Origin of the sequence: Salinimicrobium sp. TIG7-5_MAKvit, from assembly GCF_049569215.1 — a bacterium.
Taxonomy (GTDB): domain Bacteria; phylum Bacteroidota; class Bacteroidia; order Flavobacteriales; family Flavobacteriaceae; genus Salinimicrobium; species Salinimicrobium profundisediminis.
Genome location: NZ_CP145903.1, coordinates 2,986,302 through 3,004,089, shown reverse-complemented (window position 1 = coordinate 3,004,089; position 17,788 = coordinate 2,986,302). Strand labels below are relative to the sequence as shown.

Annotated in this window: 14 protein-coding genes; 4 read left to right on the top strand and 10 right to left on the bottom strand. The window is 39.9% G+C overall.

Annotation, left to right across the window (positions count from 1 at the left end; translation table 11 throughout):
• Nucleotides 1–7 precede the first annotated feature (7 nt).
• Nucleotides 8–1,435 carry an alpha-amylase gene (locus V5739_RS13560; RefSeq protein WP_423818594.1) on the top strand — a complete coding sequence of 476 codons (1,428 nt, stop codon included), beginning with the start codon at nt 8–10 and terminating at the stop codon, nt 1,433–1,435.
• Between the two features lie 782 nt (nt 1,436–2,217).
• Here V5739_RS13560 and V5739_RS13555 read toward each other — a convergent pair.
• The 9 genes from V5739_RS13555 to V5739_RS13515 all read right to left on the bottom strand — a co-directional run bounded on the left by V5739_RS13555 (nt 2,218) and on the right by V5739_RS13515 (nt 11,257).
• Nucleotides 2,218–4,809 (bottom strand): hypothetical protein, encoded by a 2,592-nt coding sequence (locus V5739_RS13555; RefSeq protein WP_423818593.1) that lies wholly within the window; start codon nt 4,807–4,809, stop codon nt 2,218–2,220.
• Between the two features lie 6 nt (nt 4,810–4,815).
• Complete coding sequence (locus V5739_RS13550) at nt 4,816–5,358, bottom strand: hypothetical protein (protein WP_423818592.1); 543 nt, start codon at nt 5,356–5,358, stop codon at nt 4,816–4,818.
• Between the two features lie 51 nt (nt 5,359–5,409).
• Nucleotides 5,410–6,171 (bottom strand): transcriptional repressor AgaR, encoded by a 762-nt coding sequence (agaR, locus tag V5739_RS13545; RefSeq protein WP_266070277.1) that lies wholly within the window; start codon nt 6,169–6,171, stop codon nt 5,410–5,412.
• A 175-nt stretch (nt 6,172–6,346) separates the two neighbouring features.
• Nucleotides 6,347–7,339, bottom strand: coding sequence for an amidohydrolase family protein (locus tag V5739_RS13540; protein ID WP_423818591.1), 993 nt, complete (start codon nt 7,337–7,339; stop codon nt 6,347–6,349).
• 104 nt (nt 7,340–7,443) lie between these two features.
• Nucleotides 7,444–8,175: a class II fructose-bisphosphate aldolase gene (locus tag V5739_RS13535; protein WP_423818590.1), complete on the bottom strand. Its 732-nt coding sequence runs from the start codon at nt 8,173–8,175 to the stop codon at nt 7,444–7,446.
• Between the two features lie 93 nt (nt 8,176–8,268).
• The gene (locus V5739_RS13530; protein ID WP_423818589.1) at nt 8,269–8,850 is read right to left on the bottom strand and encodes a carbohydrate kinase family protein; all 582 of its coding nucleotides are present in this window, start codon (nt 8,848–8,850) and stop codon (nt 8,269–8,271) included.
• On the bottom strand, nt 8,822–9,214 hold the full coding sequence (locus V5739_RS13525; RefSeq protein WP_423818588.1) for a carbohydrate kinase family protein: 393 nt from the start codon (nt 9,212–9,214) through the stop codon (nt 8,822–8,824). The genes V5739_RS13530 and V5739_RS13525 overlap by 29 nt, the downstream gene beginning before the upstream one ends.
• A complete protein-coding gene (locus tag V5739_RS13520; RefSeq protein ID WP_423818587.1) occupies nt 9,204–10,130 on the bottom strand; it encodes a 1-phosphofructokinase family hexose kinase in 927 nt (308 codons plus the stop codon). Before V5739_RS13520 ends, V5739_RS13525 begins: the two co-directional genes overlap by 11 nt.
• Nucleotides 10,127–11,257: an SIS domain-containing protein gene (locus V5739_RS13515; RefSeq protein ID WP_423818586.1), complete on the bottom strand. Its 1,131-nt coding sequence runs from the start codon at nt 11,255–11,257 to the stop codon at nt 10,127–10,129. The genes V5739_RS13520 and V5739_RS13515 overlap by 4 nt, the downstream gene beginning before the upstream one ends.
• Before the next feature lie 421 nt (nt 11,258–11,678).
• Here V5739_RS13515 and V5739_RS13510 point away from each other — a divergent pair, with 421 nt between their 5' ends.
• The 3 genes from V5739_RS13510 to V5739_RS13500 are packed head-to-tail and all read left to right on the top strand — an operon-like array spanning nt 11,679 to nt 16,360.
• A complete protein-coding gene (locus tag V5739_RS13510; protein WP_423818585.1) occupies nt 11,679–14,684 on the top strand; it encodes a SusC/RagA family TonB-linked outer membrane protein in 3,006 nt (1,001 codons plus the stop codon).
• Between the two features lie 11 nt (nt 14,685–14,695).
• On the top strand, nt 14,696–14,857 hold the full coding sequence (locus V5739_RS13505) for a hypothetical protein (RefSeq protein WP_423818584.1): 162 nt from the start codon (nt 14,696–14,698) through the stop codon (nt 14,855–14,857).
• Between the two features lie 9 nt (nt 14,858–14,866).
• The gene (locus V5739_RS13500; RefSeq protein ID WP_423818583.1) at nt 14,867–16,360 is read left to right on the top strand and encodes a RagB/SusD family nutrient uptake outer membrane protein; all 1,494 of its coding nucleotides are present in this window, start codon (nt 14,867–14,869) and stop codon (nt 16,358–16,360) included.
• 22 nt (nt 16,361–16,382) lie between these two features.
• Here V5739_RS13500 and V5739_RS13495 read toward each other — a convergent pair whose 3' ends face one another.
• On the bottom strand, nt 16,383–17,579 hold the full coding sequence (locus tag V5739_RS13495; protein ID WP_423818582.1) for an IS256 family transposase: 1,197 nt from the start codon (nt 17,577–17,579) through the stop codon (nt 16,383–16,385).
• Nucleotides 17,580–17,788 lie beyond the last annotated feature (209 nt).

The window sequence follows — 17,788 nt, the reverse complement described above, 5'->3', positions numbered from 1 at the left end:
CACAAATATGAAAAACAAATTTTTGTATCCTTTTCTCTTTTCACTCCTCATGTTGGGCGCATGTTCCTCAGATGATGATTCGGGAGAGCCAGATCCGGGAAAAGAACCAGTAAACCCGCCTCCTGTTGAGGCGCAGCCAATAAACCTGGCAGATTATGACAACGGTACCGGCGTTATGATGCAGGCTTTTTACTGGGATGTAGAACCAAGACATGAATGGTGGGATGTTATTTCCGAAAAAGTTGAGGGATGGGCTAATGCAGGTGTGAATCGCATCTGGCTTCCGCCTGCTTCAAAAGGGCAGTCTGGTGGCTATTCTATGGGTTATGACCCTTCAGATTATTATGATCTGGGAGAATACTTTCAGCATGAAACCACCGAAACCCGTTTTGGTTCCAGAGAAGAATTAGACAATCTAATTGCCGCGGCTCACAGCAACGGAATTGAAGTGATTGCCGATATCGTTCTTAACCATAACTCGGGAGGAGGTAAAGAATGGAACCCTTACGTTCAGGATTCTACTTACACGCTTTTTGATGAAGCTCACGGCAATGCCTCAGGTATGTTTAACCGCACCTGGGAAGATTTTCATCCCAACAACACCAGCGAGTATGACAGCGGGTATTTTCTTGGTCAGGATCTTGATCACGATGTACAACATGTACAGGATTGGCTGTGGCTGAATGACAATTCGGTAGCCAAATACTACAAGAACAACGTTGGTTTTGACGGGTGGCGCTTTGATTTTGTTAAAGGTTTTGCTCCATGGGTGGTGAAAGACTGGATAGAATCTGTAGGCGGATTTGGAGTTGCCGAACTGTGGGATGGAAATCCTGCTGTACTTGAAAAATATATTGAAGAAACAGGCATCTCGGTCTTCGATTTTTCCACCTTTTACAAACTCGAAGAAGCTCTTGATCGATATGACGATCTCACTTACCTGACGCGCGATATGGTGTGGCAAAATTATCCTGATAAAGCGGTAACGTTTACTGCGAATCACGATACTGAAAAAGATACACATGAAGATAACAGAATTGCGGCTGAAAATAAGATGATGGCCTATGCTTTTATACTTACGCACCCCGGTTATCCTACCATCTTCTACTCAGATTATGAGAATGAACAATTTCAGGAAAAGCTGAACCAGTTGATCCTTATCAACAATACTATTGCAACCGGAGAAGTAGAAGTACTTTTTGCAGATAACGATGAATACATTATGCATCGTAAAGGAACCAATGGCAACCCCGGGCTTCTTCTTTATCTCTCTACGAATGGCCGGAAATCTCACACGGTAGAGACTACCTGGAGTTCTAAAAGAGTAATGGATTATACGGGCAATACCGAATATACCGCACTAACCACCGAAAGTGGCGTTGTAACTATTCAGGCGCCCGAAGAAGGTTACGCAGTTTATTCGATCATGAAATAATTTCTTCGGAAAGAAAATTAGAAAGGCCGGTCAAATTTGACCGGCCTTTTTTAATGAAAACTGATGTCTCCCTCAAAGGTGCAATATATCTATAGCACGAGTATTAAAGAAGAAAATGAGCTCCAGAGGAGCGACATATAATTCAACTTCCCCACCCCGACCTGCGGCCACCCCTCCGCTGGAGGGGATATATTTCGAGGAGGATTTGTGGTAGAGACAATTGATATCTTTCCCTAATTAACGTTCTGGCGAAACTTTATTTAGTCCCGATTATAATGCCTGGTCGCTGGAATCTCCCGCTTCTGTTTCTGGAAATTATAGTTTAGCTCCAGAGGAAGGGTATAGTAATAGCTCTAAACATAATAAAAGAATGAGCTCCGGAGGAGCGGCATATTTATAGGAGAGAAATGTAAAGATGCCTATGAGCTCCAGAGGAGCGACATATCATAAAACCCACGCCGATTTAAAGAATGATTTATAGTAGAAACTATTGATATATTTTCTTAATCAATTTGCTGGCGAAACTTTATTGGGTACCGATTTTAATACTTGGTCGCTGGAATCTCCCGCTTCTGTTTCTGGAAATTATAGTTTAGCTCCAGAGGAGCGGTATAGTTATAGCTCAAAACGTGATATGAGAAAGAGCTCCGGAGGAGCGGCATATCATAAAACCCACCCCGACCTGCGGCCACCCCTCCAAAAAGGGATTAAAAATTGGAATTTGGTGCTTGTATTTTGGTGCTGAACTTCTGACTACTGATTACTGACCACTGACTACTAATCTACTCCAGCCTCACCGAAACAATCCCCACCCCATGCTGTTCCTGCTGTTCAGACTCTGAAAGACCGGGACCTATTGAAAACTGCAGACTTTCAGCGTCTTCTAATTTAAACGGTTCCTGGATATCATGTTCAAAATACAATGGTAAAAATGATGGATATGGTCGCGGCAGAGTAACTGTTTTCACCGGCTGCAATTCTGAAAGACCTATTTCATATTCCTGAATTTCAGGCTGAAGTTCTATAACTTTTCCAAAAGATCTGCCGTTATCCATCACCAGCGCCACCTGTAGTTTTAATGACTTATCATTAAGAGAGCGGGCTTTGATCACCAGCTTTACTTTATCCTCCAAAGACTCTTCCCTACCCGCTACTTTCCTGTTAAAATTGTACCGGAAAGAATAGTCGTAAACTGGTTTTGCTTCGGTATTTTCAGGATCTACTTCAAAAAGCTTTTCCACATTCACCCTAAATTCAGCCTCTCCGGGATGCGCAGCAGGCACGGTGTTGAGCGTTGGCAGCCATCGCGCCACGATATTCTCGCTGTCTTCCGAAGCATTAAAAAGGTAAACCGGAAACTTAGTTTCTACCACACGAATTTTGTAAGGCTCATCAGGATCAAAATCCCATTCGCCCGGATTCCCATTCTGTCCTCCCGGAAAAGTATTGGTTCCTTCAGAAGTTGTAACGATGATACGGTACTCTAAAATGCCATTTTTGAGCAACGTTTCTGGAACTGCCGCACCATACTTATATGCCTTTTTATGCTGAAGTTGCACACTTTCATAAGTATTTCCGTTTCTAAACCAGGCTTCAACCTTTTCTATAGGTTTATTTGAAACAATTTCAGCTGAAATTTCATGTTTTTCACCCTCAGTAAGTGTAGGAACAGGCTCGTGGACCAGGTAAGTCCTGTCTACCGTGGTTTTAGGTGCTACAAAAGCAGTCAAATCTCTTTCGCTCCAGCCTTTGTAGGAAGATCTGCTTTTTTTGCCTTTTTTGACAAGTATGTAAGTACCGGGCTTTACAGAAAATCCATTTTCAGTAGCATTTCCAGAAACTTCATTTCCGGAATTAAGTCCGGTAATCAAAAAATTAGCGTCCAGGTCGGGAAGTGTGACCTTCATCTCCCATTCCGCATGATTTATCACCGCCAGTATTTTGTCCAGGCTGTTATTTCCGAAGGGATTTTTAACCACAATAGCATCGGGCATTAGCTCAAGCCTCCACACGCCTTTTTCGAGCTTATCAAGAAAATAAGCTCCTTTGCCCTCATATTTTACGACAGGAGAACTTCCAACTCCTGCTATTTGCTTCAGTTTTTTGAGATTTTTCGGCTGACTTTCGGTGGTATTGGTATAAATAAATTTTTCTTCGGAGTTCATTTCAGCAAGATCCTTTTCATAGCTAATCCTGAAATTTCCGAAGTTAAGATTGGCAGGATATGCTCCCAAATCCTTGTTCATAGGCAACTCATGAAAAATCTCACCGCTAATCATCAACGCCAGGGCTTTTGAAGGAGTGTAAGCGAGGTTCATGTAATGCGTGTCGTATTCGGTGTTATAGGGGGCCATGAAGGTGGGATCGTAGGCGAAATGAGTGCCAATCTGTATACCAGCCAGCCTGAAGCTTCTAGCCATCGCCGGATACATATAAGATTTCATCACATCGGCCGCATCAAACTCATAGACCAGTTTTGCCAGTCCGTGTTCCTCCCAAACCTCCTTAAACGGAATCTCATAATTGTTCACGTTGGGCAGGAGATTGCCCTCCAGTTCTTTTCCAAAGCCCAGTCCCGTGGGATACCATTGGAAAGTCCCGCCGTCTATCCCGGCTTTTGCGTAAGTTTCGGCCAACTGGATGCTATGGGTCACGTTATAGATAATAGGCTTTTTTGTGCCGGTAGATTTCATGGAGGCGATCATCCTTTCAATAAATTCCTGCACTTTCTCCGGGCTCTCCCGGTGGTGCGGCTCGTTACTGACTTCAAATGCAATCACATTGTGCTCGTCTTTATAAGCAATACCCGTGTAAGGGTTCACGTGCTCAAGGAACTGGGCCAGGTAATTCTCCTGGGCTTTAATGGCATTGGGATGGGTAAGGCTGCCCTCTTTTCCATATTTATGAGAAAATCCGGGAGTTTCTGTATCGGGTTCCGGCCAGCCACCGCCCCAGTAAGCAATGGGCGTGAGTACGAAATTGATTCCGCGTTGTTTTAGTTCGTTTATAAGGAAATCAAAATGGTCAAGATGCTCGTTTTTAAGAAGGTTTCCCTCTGCATCACTTATTTCGGTGTCCCAGATGTGAATGCGATAAAGGTCAAAGCCAAGACGTGAAAAATGGTAAACATCGTTCTGCATCTCCTTTTTAAGATCCACTCCCATCTTCTTACCAGACCGAAAAGCATGGGCAAAAGGCACAGAATAATTCACCCCAAAACCTTTCACCTCCTCTTTATTATGCCCCCAGCGCATCACGCCGCTATCATCTACAAAAATATCTGCTTTTTTGCCATTTTTGACAGCCTGCGCCACAACCGGATTCGCAACTGCGATACTCAGGGCCAGGAAAATTATAAATCTAAAATTCTTCATGATTGTTTATTTCAAAATGCTTACAGCCTCTAAATGCTTGAAGTGGACAGAAGTTGTAAAATTGTTGCTGTGTAATAACCTGGTGAAAATTCCAGCTTTGACATAAACGGAATCTTCATCAATAATTTTGTTGTTTTCTGCGGAAGTTAGCTCATAGGCTACCGGCAAAGGACTATTGTTTACCAATTTCCTTTTTTCATGTAAAAATTTGGAAGGTATGGAAACTACACCTGAAGTTTTTGGGGCGATATCTTTTGCTGAAACACCTGCTGAAAATGCCATTTTTGACACCTCTGCCAAAGTTAGAGTCAGCCGGGCCGCAACTTTTTTTGCACCAATCAACTCCAAGTCTTTCAATTTCCCCGGAAAGAATTCAGTAATAAAAAAAGTACCAAATGGATGGCACATTTCATTTGAAAATGAAGGGGTTTCCGGTTTTTTTTTCTCTACCCGATTTGCTGTAAGATAAAAAGGCACTTCTTTTGTATTGCTGTAGAAGGTAATATCTATAGTAAAATTGGGCTGCCAGTAATTGGCCAAATAACGCATTACGACTTGTTAGGCTCCTGTAAAAATAAGAAAATTAAAGCACTCTAGGGTTTACTGCGCCTTAATTACTTCAATATTTTTCTTTTTTAAGGCTTCCTCCATTTCGGGTTCAATCCCTGCATCGGTCACTATTTTATCTATTTTATCGAAGCCACAAATAAATGCAAGTCCAGATTTTTTAAACTTGGAAGAATCGGCCACTACAATCACTTCTTCGGCCACCTCAATCATGATTTGGTTGAGATAGGCTTCCTCCATATAATGTGTGTAGATTCCTGAGTTTTCCTTTATACCGTCTACCCCAAGAAAGAGTTTATTACAATATAACTGCCTGAAGTTTCGCTCGGCCATGGGCCCCACTAAAGACATGCTGAATTCTTTTAAATAGCCGCCAGGCATAAAGACCTCCAGATTTTTGTATTGGGATAAATTATTTACAATGTCAAGGGCATTACTAATTACAGTGAGGTTCTTAAAATCTTTCAGGTTTGTTGACAATTCGAAAGTTGTAGTTCCCGAATCTAAAATTATACTCTCGTCTTCATTAATAAGGCTTACTGCTTTTTTACCGATAAGACGTTTGTAATCGAGGTTTATTTTTTTCTTTTCCGAAACATTTAAAGCAATATTATTTGCTTTAAAAGCACCGCCATGAGCTCTTATTAAGAGTTTATTTTTTTCTAGCTTATCAAGATCATTGCGAATAGTAACTTCACTCACGTTGAGCAACTGACTTAATTCGGTAACATTCACCTGGCCTGCATCATCTAGCTTTTCTAATATAAGAGATCTGCGATACGCTGTTTTATTCATAACTTTTACGATTGATTCTTTAAGAACGAAAGGATTTTGCAAAAATAATAAATTCCTACACTAATTTTAAGTTTCGGTAATTTACTGTCAATCTAGTAAATAAAGTTCTTCTTTCGAACAACTTTATTTAAATTTTGCTGATTTTTTTAAAAAGATAAAATTAATCCTCTCTTTCTTATGTAAGAAAACCGTAAGTTTTAATGGCATTATCACGAAAAATCTTTTCCAGAACTTCAGGTGGTAACGCAAGACCTTTAAAATTTCCGTCGAATTCGGGCGCAGTGAGCTCTTTAGAAGTGGCAAAAAAGTCCCAGTGGGCCTGCCATAATCCTTCAAACCTATTTTTAACTTCTTCATCAGTCATAGAACCATCTTCAATAACATCTGTACCATATATTATCCGGTCCTGATATTTGATGAAAAATTCTCTCACTTTTTCATGATCTTCCATAGCCTGTAATTGTACATGACAAATACGCTCGGCTAAATCGGTCTTAGAATTAGGGAATTTTTCAAGCCTTTTGGCAACTTCGTCAAGGCTATATTCCATGCTAAAAAGGTGTAATCCCACATATTTTAAATCGGGGTGCTTGATCAACACATTATCCCTTGCCTGCATTTGTGCCTGATAGGAAGGATAGTCGGGATTCTTAAACATATGGTATTCGGGATGACCGGCAAAATAATCGCGGTCGCTGTTAACCGTCATTTCTTCTAAGGGCAACCAGCAATTACGGGGTTCTCCCTGATGCCCAATAAGCAAAATGTCATTTTTAGCAAGATATTCGTAAATGGGATCAAATCTTTTATCATCAACCATAACAAATATCCCATCCTTATCTTTCACCGACTTATCCATCCCGATGTTCTTCCAAATTTTCACACCTGCAGCACCATTAGCCAAACCACTCTTTATTTGCTGCATGGCATGAGGCAACCAGTCTGCAGTATTCCAGAATTTTGTATCAAAACTGGTGATGAATTTTATTCCCTGCGGATATTCTTTTTGAAGATCGTGAATAACTGCCTCCTGCTCCTCTATACTTTCAAAAAACGGAATATCAGTATTAATAGATAAGAACCTTGCATTCCATTTTTTTGCTGTATCGAGCTTAGCAGTAAAACGTGTATTTAAATGAACATGAGCATCTATAAAATTGTCTAACATAATGATATTTTTTACTGATCACTTAAGGATTCTCTTCACGTTAAGCCATCGGTTAATTCAGGTTTTGATTTTGACACATCTTTTCTTATCTTCTGAAGTAGGGCTTAAACGTTCTTTACCATTTCCAGTTTTTCAGAAACTAATTGAGTTATAGCCTGTGTTGCTATAGGAAATACTTTTCTAAGATCAATTTCTTCATTGGTAGCTAATCTTTCTTTTAAAGTATTCATAAATATATTCTTAATCTCGGTGGCCAGGTTGATCTTACAAATTCCGTTAGAAATAGCTTCCTGCACCTGTTGATGTGGCACACCAGAACTACCATGCAAGACTAATGTAGCCGTGGTACTTTTTGCTATTTTTGAAAGTAAATCAATATCTAAATTAGGTTCTTCTTTATAAAATCCGTGGACAGTCCCAATAGCAATAGCAAGGGCATCGACACCGGTAGCTTCTACAAATTCTTTTGCTTCCCCGGGTTGGGTAAAGCCCTGTTGCCCGTGTTCCTGGCCAAGCTTGGCAACAAAACCGAGCTCTGCCTCTACATGTGCCCCGTAACTTTTAGCCTTTTCAACAACTTCACGAGTAATTTTTATATTTTCTTCAAATGGAAGTTCGCTTCCGTCTATCATTACAGAATCAAAACCTGCATCAAGGCAACGTTGCACCAGCACTACAGAACCACCATGGTCAAGGTGAATCCAACCTTCAACGCCAAATTGCTTCAAGCCCGCTCTACCAAGTTTCACTGCAGTATCTAAACCCATATAATCTATAGAGCTTTGGGTAAGCTGAAGTATTATTGGCTCCCCAACATTTGCAGCGGCCTGCAGCACCCCGTGCAGCGTTTCAAGATTGTAAAAATTGGTAGCCAGTAAACCTCTTTTTTGAGTGGTAAATTCCCTGTAATTTTTCCTTTAGGTTCATACTTAAAGTTCTTTATTCTCGATTTGTTGTTTTTTTAATGCTATTTCTGAAGCGGTAGTAAATGCCGTGGTACCTCCTGCACAGGTTGTATTTAAAGACCCCATAAGGTTGCCATTTTTTAAACAGGCTTTCCAGGAAGAGCCTTTGAGATATTCATGAATGAACCCGGCATTAAAAGAATCACCTGCACCTATGGCGTCTTTAAAATGTCGATTTATAAAAGGACGTTCAATTATTCGCTCGTCTCCCGATACCAAAAGTGAGCCTTCAGTCCCCATTTTAATAGCTACAATATTTACTTCAGGTTTTAAGGCTAAAATTGCCTCCTCCAGGTCATCTTTTTTGGTAAGATTGAGCAATTCAGACTGGTTTGGAAAAAAGATATCTACATAGGGCAGGACTTTTTTATAGTCAAAATCCCATTTATCTTCGGGGTCTACCTGCAAGTCAAGAGATGTAGTAAGCCCGGCGGCTTTAGCTTTTTTGAAAATTTCTAAAATGTCTGGTTTAATACCTTTCTGAAGGAAAAAATTGGAAAGGTGAAAGTGATCGAATTCATCTAATGCCCCCCCACGGAATGTCATTAATTGTAAAATCTTCCATCGCCCCACAATAAGTTACATTTGCCATGTCCTGGTCGTAGTTCATTACTATGGTAATTCCGGTTTTGTGGGTATCAGATTTCCTAATATAGCCGGTATCTACATTCTTCTTCTGAAGTTCAGTAAGCACGAATTCTCCAAACCTGTCTGCTCCAATTTTTCCGCAGAAAGAAGTGAGAGTCCCCATAGTTGCCACATTGGAAGCCATTATAGCTGAAGAACTACCAATTGTAAAATCCATTTCTTCAGCAACAATTTCATCGCTTATTTTGGGAAATCCGTTGATGTTGTTTAAGATCAAATCAGTATTCAACTCCCCTACCACCAATAATTTTTTACGCCTCATGTATTATTTCCTTTATTTCTACTCTTTGCAAAAGACTTTGTACATCTTTTATTCTTAACTGGCCCAGGTCTTCAAAAAGGCAATTTGCAGCACCACATGCTACTCCATATGCAGCTGTTTCTTCGATACTTAAATTCCTGGAAATGGCATGTGCCAGTCCGGCTGTAAGACAATCGCCACTGCCTACCGTGCTTACCACTTTGTCTATTTTTACATTGGCCGTTAGAACCCTGTTTTGATATGCAAGCACCAGCCCGTCTTTTCCCCTGGTTAAAGCCACCATCTCTACCTTACCACTCAGGAATTTCATTACATCTTGAATATCCTCACTTCCGCATAAATTTTTGGCTTCCTCCTGGTTTAAATGAAGCCCAAAAAACCCTTTTTTAAGTGCCTCCTTCAGTTGAATACCAGTACAATCAAGTATCACGGGAACATTTTGTTTATTTGCTGCTTCAATAAGCTGTGCATAAGCATCTACGGGGGCATTTACAGGCCAGGAACCCGCCATGCAAATTACCCTGGTATTACCAATTGCATCCTGGAAAAACTCTTTAAAAAAATGCCATTTTTGAGAGGTGAATTCAGGTCCAGGTTCAAGCAGTTCAGAATTATTCATCTCGCTTTTGCCCGATCGAAACGTGTAACATTTTCTAATGTTCCCTTCGAGCTCAATGCCTAAAGCAGCTACATTCTTCTGCGCACATTGGTCTTTAATCCAATTACCTGCACCTCCTGTCCATGCACCTATTAGGCTTGATGTATTACCTAACTCGGCAAGGGCAAGGGCCACGTGCACTCCCTTGCCTCCTGGAAATTCCTCCACCCGCTCTATGCGATTTACCCCACCTGCTTTAAAGGTGTCGATCCATGCATAAGTGTCTACAGAAGGATTTGGACAAACACTTAAGATCATGCTTTTGTACTATTTGGATAGTCATAAATCACCACACCCTCTACGACCCTGCTTATGGCACCAGATTTTGAGGGATTATCGGGGTCCAGGCCAAGCTCCAGGGAGGTGTATAATCCTAACAACTGCCCAACCAGGGCCACTGTTACTATATAAAGTTCTTTTTCTTTTTCAAAATCAAGATCGATATTAAGAAGCGGATTTAATTCAACCTCCTGCTCCCTACCTATAGTAACACAAGCTATATTTCGCTCATCGCCGGCTATAGATTTAGCAAGATCTAATTCATATTGATATGCGTGGTCGTTTGATGAGAATAAGTAAACCATCAAAGTTTTTTCGTTGGTAACCGCCCTGGGGCCATGTCTAAATCCAAGAAAAGAATCGTGTTTGCAAATAACTATCCCATCAGAAAGCTCCTGAAGTTTAAGAGCACATTCGCGCGCAATTCCTAATAAATGTCCAGATCCTAAAAAAACTACCCGCTCGTATTTTGCTGTTGCTATTTCTTTTAAATCTTTCCTTTTCGCAAGTATATTTTGAGCCTGTCGCACAAGAGAGGCTATTTCGCCTTTCTTTTCTTCTACATTTTCTTTACTAAAGATCAATAAAACACTAAGCAACATAGAAGAAAAACTTCCAGTCATAGCCAGACTTTTATCATTGGCACCTTCAGGCAATAAAAAAGCAAAGGCTGTTTTTGGATGAGCCAAAGCGTACTGAGCCAAGTCACCATCTTTATTACAAGTAATCACCAAATGATAAGACTCCTCACAGAACTGATTGACTAACTTCAGCGTTTCCAAACTTTCTGGACTATTCCCAGAACGGGCAAAAGATACTTGTAAAGTAGGACGATTTACACACAAGAAATTTTCAGGATGAGTCACAACATCGGTCGTAGCTATAGCTCTTGTATCACGATTTGTTTGTTTTTGAATAATACCCTGGGCTGCCTCGCCTATAAAAGCAGAAGACCCGGCACCAGCCAGAAGGATCTGCAATTCCTTGTTTGCCAAAATAGGCTGTAAATATTCATTTATTTCCTTCGATCTCTGCCGAATCAATTCAAAGGTTAACCGCCATATTTCGGGCTGCCCTGTAATCTCCTGTTGCGTGTATATATTCACAAATTTTATTTTTAAGATGGGTGATAAAGTTGACAATTTAACTCTTCAAGTAAAACTACAAAAAAATTTGTCTTTACAAAAGAAATGAAATATTTCGGAAATTAAAAATATTCGTTTGCCTATTATATAGCTAATTAATACTTCCGCATTTAAATTAATTTATATACTCCTTCAATTTTACAATTTTTTAAATTTATTCAGAATAAAGGCGAAACCCTTATTTCATAAGGCATTCATTACAAAAAATGCATTCATAAACAGTAAAACACTCATAATTACATAAATAATTATTAATATTTTATTTGGAATTAATATGCAAAAACATAACTTAGCAGAAGTTATTGAAGAATAAATTCTTTCGATTACTGTTTAATTTCTGTTCAACTTCTTAAAACTAAACAAAAACAACTCTAACAGACTTATGAAACAAATCGTATTGACCACTTATTTTCTACTCTTCTCCATCATTATGTTGGGACAAACTACAGTAGAAGTAAGCGGAAAAGTCGTAGACAACGATACAGGGACCCCTATTCCAGGTGTTAACATCATTGAAAAAGGTACTACTAATGGCACCATGACCGATTTTGACGGGAATTTTGTACTTGAGGCTCCCGCCAACGCAACTTTAGTTATTTCATACTTAGGCTACACCACTCAGGAAATTAATATTAACAACAGGAGCGAAATCGATATCGCGCTCCAGCAAGGTGCTGCTGCTTTAGATGAAGTTATAGTAGTGGGTTATGGCACCCAGAAAAGAGAAAGTCTTACTGGAGCTTTAGAAACTGTTGGAGGCACAGAATTGAGAGATATTACATCCCCTTCTGTTGAAAATATGCTTAATGGAAAAGCCCCGGGGGTCTATGTGGCTCCAGGGTCTGGGCAACCAGGCTCAAGAGGAGGTGTGGTAATTCGTGGACAGGCTACTTTAAGCGGAACGACCAGCCCTCTTTGGGTAGTAGACGGTGTAATAATTGGATCTGATGCAGGAGAAATGGATCCAGACGACATTAAATCTATAACAATTCTCAAGGATGCAGCCTCTACAGCCATATATGGGTCACAAGGAGCCAATGGTGTGATTGTAGTAACAACCAAAAGGGCTAAAATGGGAGAGACAAAAGTAAGTCTGTCATCCAACATAGGCTTTAATGAATTAACCAATGGAAATTTAGAAATGATGAATGGGACAGAGCTCTATGACTATTATGCCTCATTTTCTAATTCTGACCAAATTTCGTTTCCCCGTTGGAATGCTGATTTGCGAAATAGTAACTTTGACTGGTGGAATTTGGCAACAAGAAATGGTTTTACGCAGGATATTAATGTCTCTGTTCAAGGAGGGAGCGAGACTCTTCGTTCTTATTTGTCCTTAGGTTTATATGATAAACAAGGAGCAGTCAAAGGATACGATTACACACGTTACAACTTCAGATTAAATACTGAGTACAGACCTACTGAACGGTTAACCATCAAACCATCTTTAACCGGTTCCTTGCGTGATGTCGAGGACCGTCAATACTCGACAACAGCTATATACTCAAACCTGCCGTGGGATAGTCCTTATGATGATGAGGGAAACCTTGTATCTCACCGTTCCAGCAGTTGGGTGAATAGTGCGAGCACAAATTATTTATATGATCTCCAATGGAATCACTCGTCAAATAAAAACTACCAGTTCATGGGAAATATGGATTTTGACATCAAATTGACCAATTGGTTAACTTTTTCTTCTGTCAACAGCTATCGTTATATTCATTATAAGACTAATGGTTATACCGACCCCCGATCAAATGGTGGTAAAAGTGTAGATGGAAGAATAACAGATTACCGATCAGAAAGTACCCGCCGATATACTAATCAAATTTTAAGATTCGATCAAAAATGGAATAAGCATGATCTACAGGGCTTAATAGCTTATGAATTTAATGATTATTTAGGAGCCTCTCTCGATGCCTACGGTACAGGTTTTATTCCAGGCTTTGAGGTTTTGGATGTCGTGGCCAAACCTGAACGTACTAAAGGAGGTGTAAGTGAGTGGGCTGTACAATCAGTTCTTTTTAATTCTAATTATGCTTATGACCGTAAATATTTAGCTCAAATTTCTTTTCGAAGAGATGGCGCTTCTAATTTTGGTGAGAATGCTAAATACGGGAATTTCTTTTCAGTCAGTGGTGGATGGAATATTCATACTGAAAAATGGTTCCGGGTACAGCAGATAGACGCTTTAAAATTACGAGCAGCTTACGGTTCAGTAGGGAATAAACCCACATCTCTTTACCCCCAGTACGATTTATACTCCGTTTCTAGTGGTGCTAGTTATTATGAACAATCCGGAGCTCTTATTAGCCAAATAGGGAATAATGACCTCACTTGGGAAAAAACCTATACAAGCGGTATCGGATTAGACGCACGTGCATTTAAAAATCGTTTGAGATTTACTTTTGATTATTACATTAAAAATACAGAAAATATTCTCTACCGGGTTCCAATTACTGGTTTGACAGGTGTTACCAGTATTTGGCAAAACATTGGGGAAATGCAAAACAAAGGATTTGAAATTGGTCTTGGAGGAGATCTCATAAACAATGAAGATCTAATCTGGAGTTTAGATATCAACCTAGGTCATAATACCAATGAATTAACCAAATTGTACAAAACAAAAGATTCTGACGGAAATTACATTGTTAGGCCTATAATTATAAGTGATGGACTGGGCATTGCAGGTTCTGCACAACGCATGCTGGAACCAGGTCGCCCTGTTGACACTTATTACCTCAAGGAATGGGCAGGTGTAAATTCGGAAAATGGATTACCACTATGGTATAAGGTGGAGAGAGATGGTGAAGGGAACGAACTGTCCAGAACTACTACAAGCAATTATTCAGAAGCTACTTTTGAAAAAACAGGAAAGGTATCTCCTGATCTTTTCGGTGGTTTTTCAACTGCTATAAATTATAAACAGTTTGACCTTAGCGCCATGTTCGGGTTTGCCATAGGAGGTAAAATCTATAACTATTCCCGACAAGAATATGATTCCGACGGCACATACACAGACAGAAATCAAATGAAATTAAGACCAGGTTGGAGTCGTTGGGAAAAACCAGGTGATATAGCCACACATCCCATTGCTAGATATAATAATCAAGACAAAGCAAATGCACCTTCTACACGTTTTTTAGAAGATGGAGATTTTTTGAAGCTTCGGTCTCTAACGCTAGGATATAATGTTCCTACCAGCAAATTATCAATAGACAATTTGCGTATTTCTTTATCTGGAGAGAATCTATTTGTAATTACAGATTACTCCGGAGTAGATCCTGAAATCCCAGCAGGTAGCGGAGGAGCTATTATGGGATCAACTGGCCCAGGTGTATATCCCTCCACTCGTAAATATATGTTTGGACTTAACGTATCATTTTAAATAGGAATATCATGAAAAAAATATTTACAACTTTCTTGGCCGCAATATTATTTTTAGCCTGTGAAATTGACCGCTTACCTCATGGTAGTATGGATTCTGGAACAATTGTAGATGATCCTGATGCTGCGCTTGAGGCATTGCTAAATGGAACCTATGCACAGTTAAAAGCATGATCGGATCCCATGCACAGGATGGGAGAATATGCAGGAGACAATATGATGATACGTGGATCATCTACAGATGCTTTTTATGAATTTATCTCCTATGCCCGCACTCCCAACAACTATAGACTCACCCAGTTCTGGGATTCTGGTTACAAAGCTATTGCTCAAGCTTCTAATGTCATAGCTATGGTTGACGAGGGGCAGAGTACAGAAATAGACAACAGTATAGGTGAGGCTTACTACATTCGTGGAATGATGTATTTTTATCTTACCCGGGCTTTTGGCCGTCCATACTATCAAAATCCAGAAACAAACCTGGGAGTTCCTATTGTTAATGGCACTCCTGAAGATGTTATCAACCTCGAATTACCCGATCGCGCTACAGTAGCAGAGAGCTACCTGCAAGCCATTAAAGACCTGAAAAAAGCAGAGGAACTTTTAACTATAGATAAAGAACCAATCTATGCTACAAAAGAAGCAGCTCAGGCCATGTTATCGCGTATATATTTGTACATGAGCGGTACTTATGAATCTCCCAACACAGAATTCGCTCAACTATCAATAGAGTACTCTGACAAAGTGATCAATTCTGGCAAATTTTCTCTATTACCAAGAGAACAGTTCATGAAATATAACACCTATATTCCTGAAAACAATCCAGAAACAATATTTGCAATTAAACGTGTAGCTTCAGAATTCTCGGGTTATGATCACTATTATGGTGTAGGGGGAATGTATGCCAATATTGGCGGAATGTGCTGGGGAGAAATGTATGCCAGTGCCAGACACCTCGAATTATTAAGTGAAACAGGACGAAATGACTGGCGTCTTGAAAGCTATCACATGAAAGATGCACGTGCAGCTTTCATCCGCCCTACTTATGCAACAAATGCTGAGACAGGAGAATACACCGAAGTTTTTCGTTTTATTAAGGAAGATGGCGAAGTTTTAAATTATGTACAGGCAGAGATTACCCGAAACGGCGGTAACCTTACTGCAACAGAAGGCTCTAACGATTATTCACTCACTCCCATTGACAGTGAACAGGGTATTTATTCTATTCAATATGGAAATAAATCTTATACGGGAGTTATAGACAACTATATAACACTCAACCGGGTTTACCTTCAATTTTACATTACAAAAGCCTCACTTGAAGGAGAGGAATCGCATTTGCACTCCCCTGTTATAAGCCGTTTAGGAGAGATCTATCTCAATAGAGCAGAAGCCTATGCGAAATTAGGAAATTATGGTGCTGCTTTGGCAGATTTAAATACTGTTAGAGAACGTTCTATTGTAAACGGAGGATATAATGAAATAAGCGATACAAACGCCAGCACATTAATTGATAAGGAGCGCCAATCGGAACTTGCTTTCCAAGCAGAACGAAGTTACGATGTTTTTAGGAATGGGAAAACTCTAAAACGGGAGTATCCAGGTCCCCACAACCAGCGTGAGGATATTTCAGCCACTGATTATAGGACACTATCCCGTAAAGTGTGTAAGTTTTAAATAAAGGGGTTTGACTTTTTATCTAAAGTTGAACCCTTTCTTCGTATATAGTCAAGAACTGATTGAGGACGATTCCCCAATTTCTAATGGGCATAGACCATTTTTTGGTTGCTTCCCTCAGAGCCAAATATACAGATTTCATTACAGCATCATCGGTTGGGAAGGATAATTTGTTTTTAGTGTACTTTCTGATCTTACCATTCAGGTTCTCAATAAGATTGGTGGTGTAAATGATTCGCCTGATCTCCAGCGGGAACTCATAAAAGACGGTAAGGTCTTCCCAGTTGTCCCTCCAGCTTTTTATCGCATAAGAATACTTAGAGTTCCATTGGGTGGCAAAATCTTCCAAGGCAGCTTCTGCGGCTTGTTTGGTAGGTGCATCGTATATCAACTTCATATCCCTGGTAAAGGCTTTTTTATCTTTCCAAACTACATACCTACAGGCGTTTCTGATCTGGTGAACCACACAGATTTGAGTTTTAGACTGTGGAAAAACATTCTTAATGGTATCCGTAAATCCATTGAGATTATCAGTGGCAGTGATTAAAATGTCCTCAACTCCCCGGGCTTTCATATCGGTCAATACGCTCATCCAGAAGGCGGCAGATTCATTCTTTCCTAACCAAAGGCCAAGAACTTCCTTTTTACCATCTCTTCTAAGGCCTACAGCTATGTAAATGGTTTTGTTGACTACCTTAGAGTTCTCTCGAACCTTGAATACGATTCCGTCCATCCAAACGATCAGATACACAGGCTCTAAAGGACGATTTTGCCAGGCTACGATATCATTGCTGATTCTGTCTGTAATTCTGGATATAGTAGAAGTAGAGACATCAAAACCATACACCTCAGAGATTTGCTCCTCAATATCGCTATTGCTCATTCCCTTTGCATATAGTGATACAATAACATTTTCAATCCCGTCCACCATGTTTTTTCGTTTGGGAACGATCATGGGATTAAAAGAGCCATCACGGTCGCGGGGAACCTTTATAGTGTCTTCACCGTAAGAGCTGCGAACCTTTTTCTGAGAATAACCGTTCCTGGTATTTCCAGATCCAGACTTTTGGTTCTTGTCGTAATCCAGATGGCCATCAAGTTCACCTTCAAGTATTTTCTCCAATCCTCGTTTTTGAAGTTGCTTGAGAAAGCTGCTAAGTTCTTCTCCGGATTTAAACTGTTTTAAAAACTCATCATCGAATAGATCTTCTTTTTTCATCAATGTGTAAATATTAGTGCCTGGATTTTGCAGGCAAGGTTAAAAAAATAACGGGGCTAACAAACCCCTTTATTTAAAACTTACACAGTTTTTAATATAGTGCCGATTATAGGGTGATATTCTTCATTCCACAAGATGCAATCAATTCATACCCCGGAACTTTAACGCAGAACCCTACTCAATAATTACTGAATTTCTAAAATAATAGG

Bases quoted from the DNA above. Each gene is read 5' to 3' on its own strand.
- V5739_RS13520 (WP_423818587.1), bottom strand. From the start codon at position 10,130: ATGATCTTAAGTGTTTGTCCAAATCCTTCTGTAGACACTTATGCATGG.
- V5739_RS13525 (WP_423818588.1), bottom strand. From the start codon at position 9,214: ATGAGGCGTAAAAAATTATTGGTGGTAGGGGAGTTGAATACTGATTTG.
- V5739_RS13530 (WP_423818589.1), bottom strand. From the start codon at position 8,850: ATGACATTCCGTGGGGGGGCATTAGATGAATTCGATCACTTTCACCTT.
- V5739_RS13560 (WP_423818594.1), top strand. From the start codon at position 8: ATGAAAAACAAATTTTTGTATCCTTTTCTCTTTTCACTCCTCATGTTG.
- V5739_RS13540 (WP_423818591.1), bottom strand. From the start codon at position 7,339: ATGTTAGACAATTTTATAGATGCTCATGTTCATTTAAATACACGTTTT.
- V5739_RS13500 (WP_423818583.1), top strand. From the start codon at position 14,867: ATGCACAGGATGGGAGAATATGCAGGAGACAATATGATGATACGTGGA.
- agaR (WP_266070277.1), bottom strand. From the start codon at position 6,171: ATGAATAAAACAGCGTATCGCAGATCTCTTATATTAGAAAAGCTAGAT.
- V5739_RS13495 (WP_423818582.1), bottom strand. From the start codon at position 17,579: ATGAAAAAAGAAGATCTATTCGATGATGAGTTTTTAAAACAGTTTAAA.
- V5739_RS13550 (WP_423818592.1), bottom strand. From the start codon at position 5,358: ATGCGTTATTTGGCCAATTACTGGCAGCCCAATTTTACTATAGATATT.
- V5739_RS13505 (WP_423818584.1), top strand. From the start codon at position 14,696: ATGAAAAAAATATTTACAACTTTCTTGGCCGCAATATTATTTTTAGCC.
- V5739_RS13510 (WP_423818585.1), top strand. From the start codon at position 11,679: ATGAAACAAATCGTATTGACCACTTATTTTCTACTCTTCTCCATCATT.
- V5739_RS13555 (WP_423818593.1), bottom strand. From the start codon at position 4,809: ATGAAGAATTTTAGATTTATAATTTTCCTGGCCCTGAGTATCGCAGTT.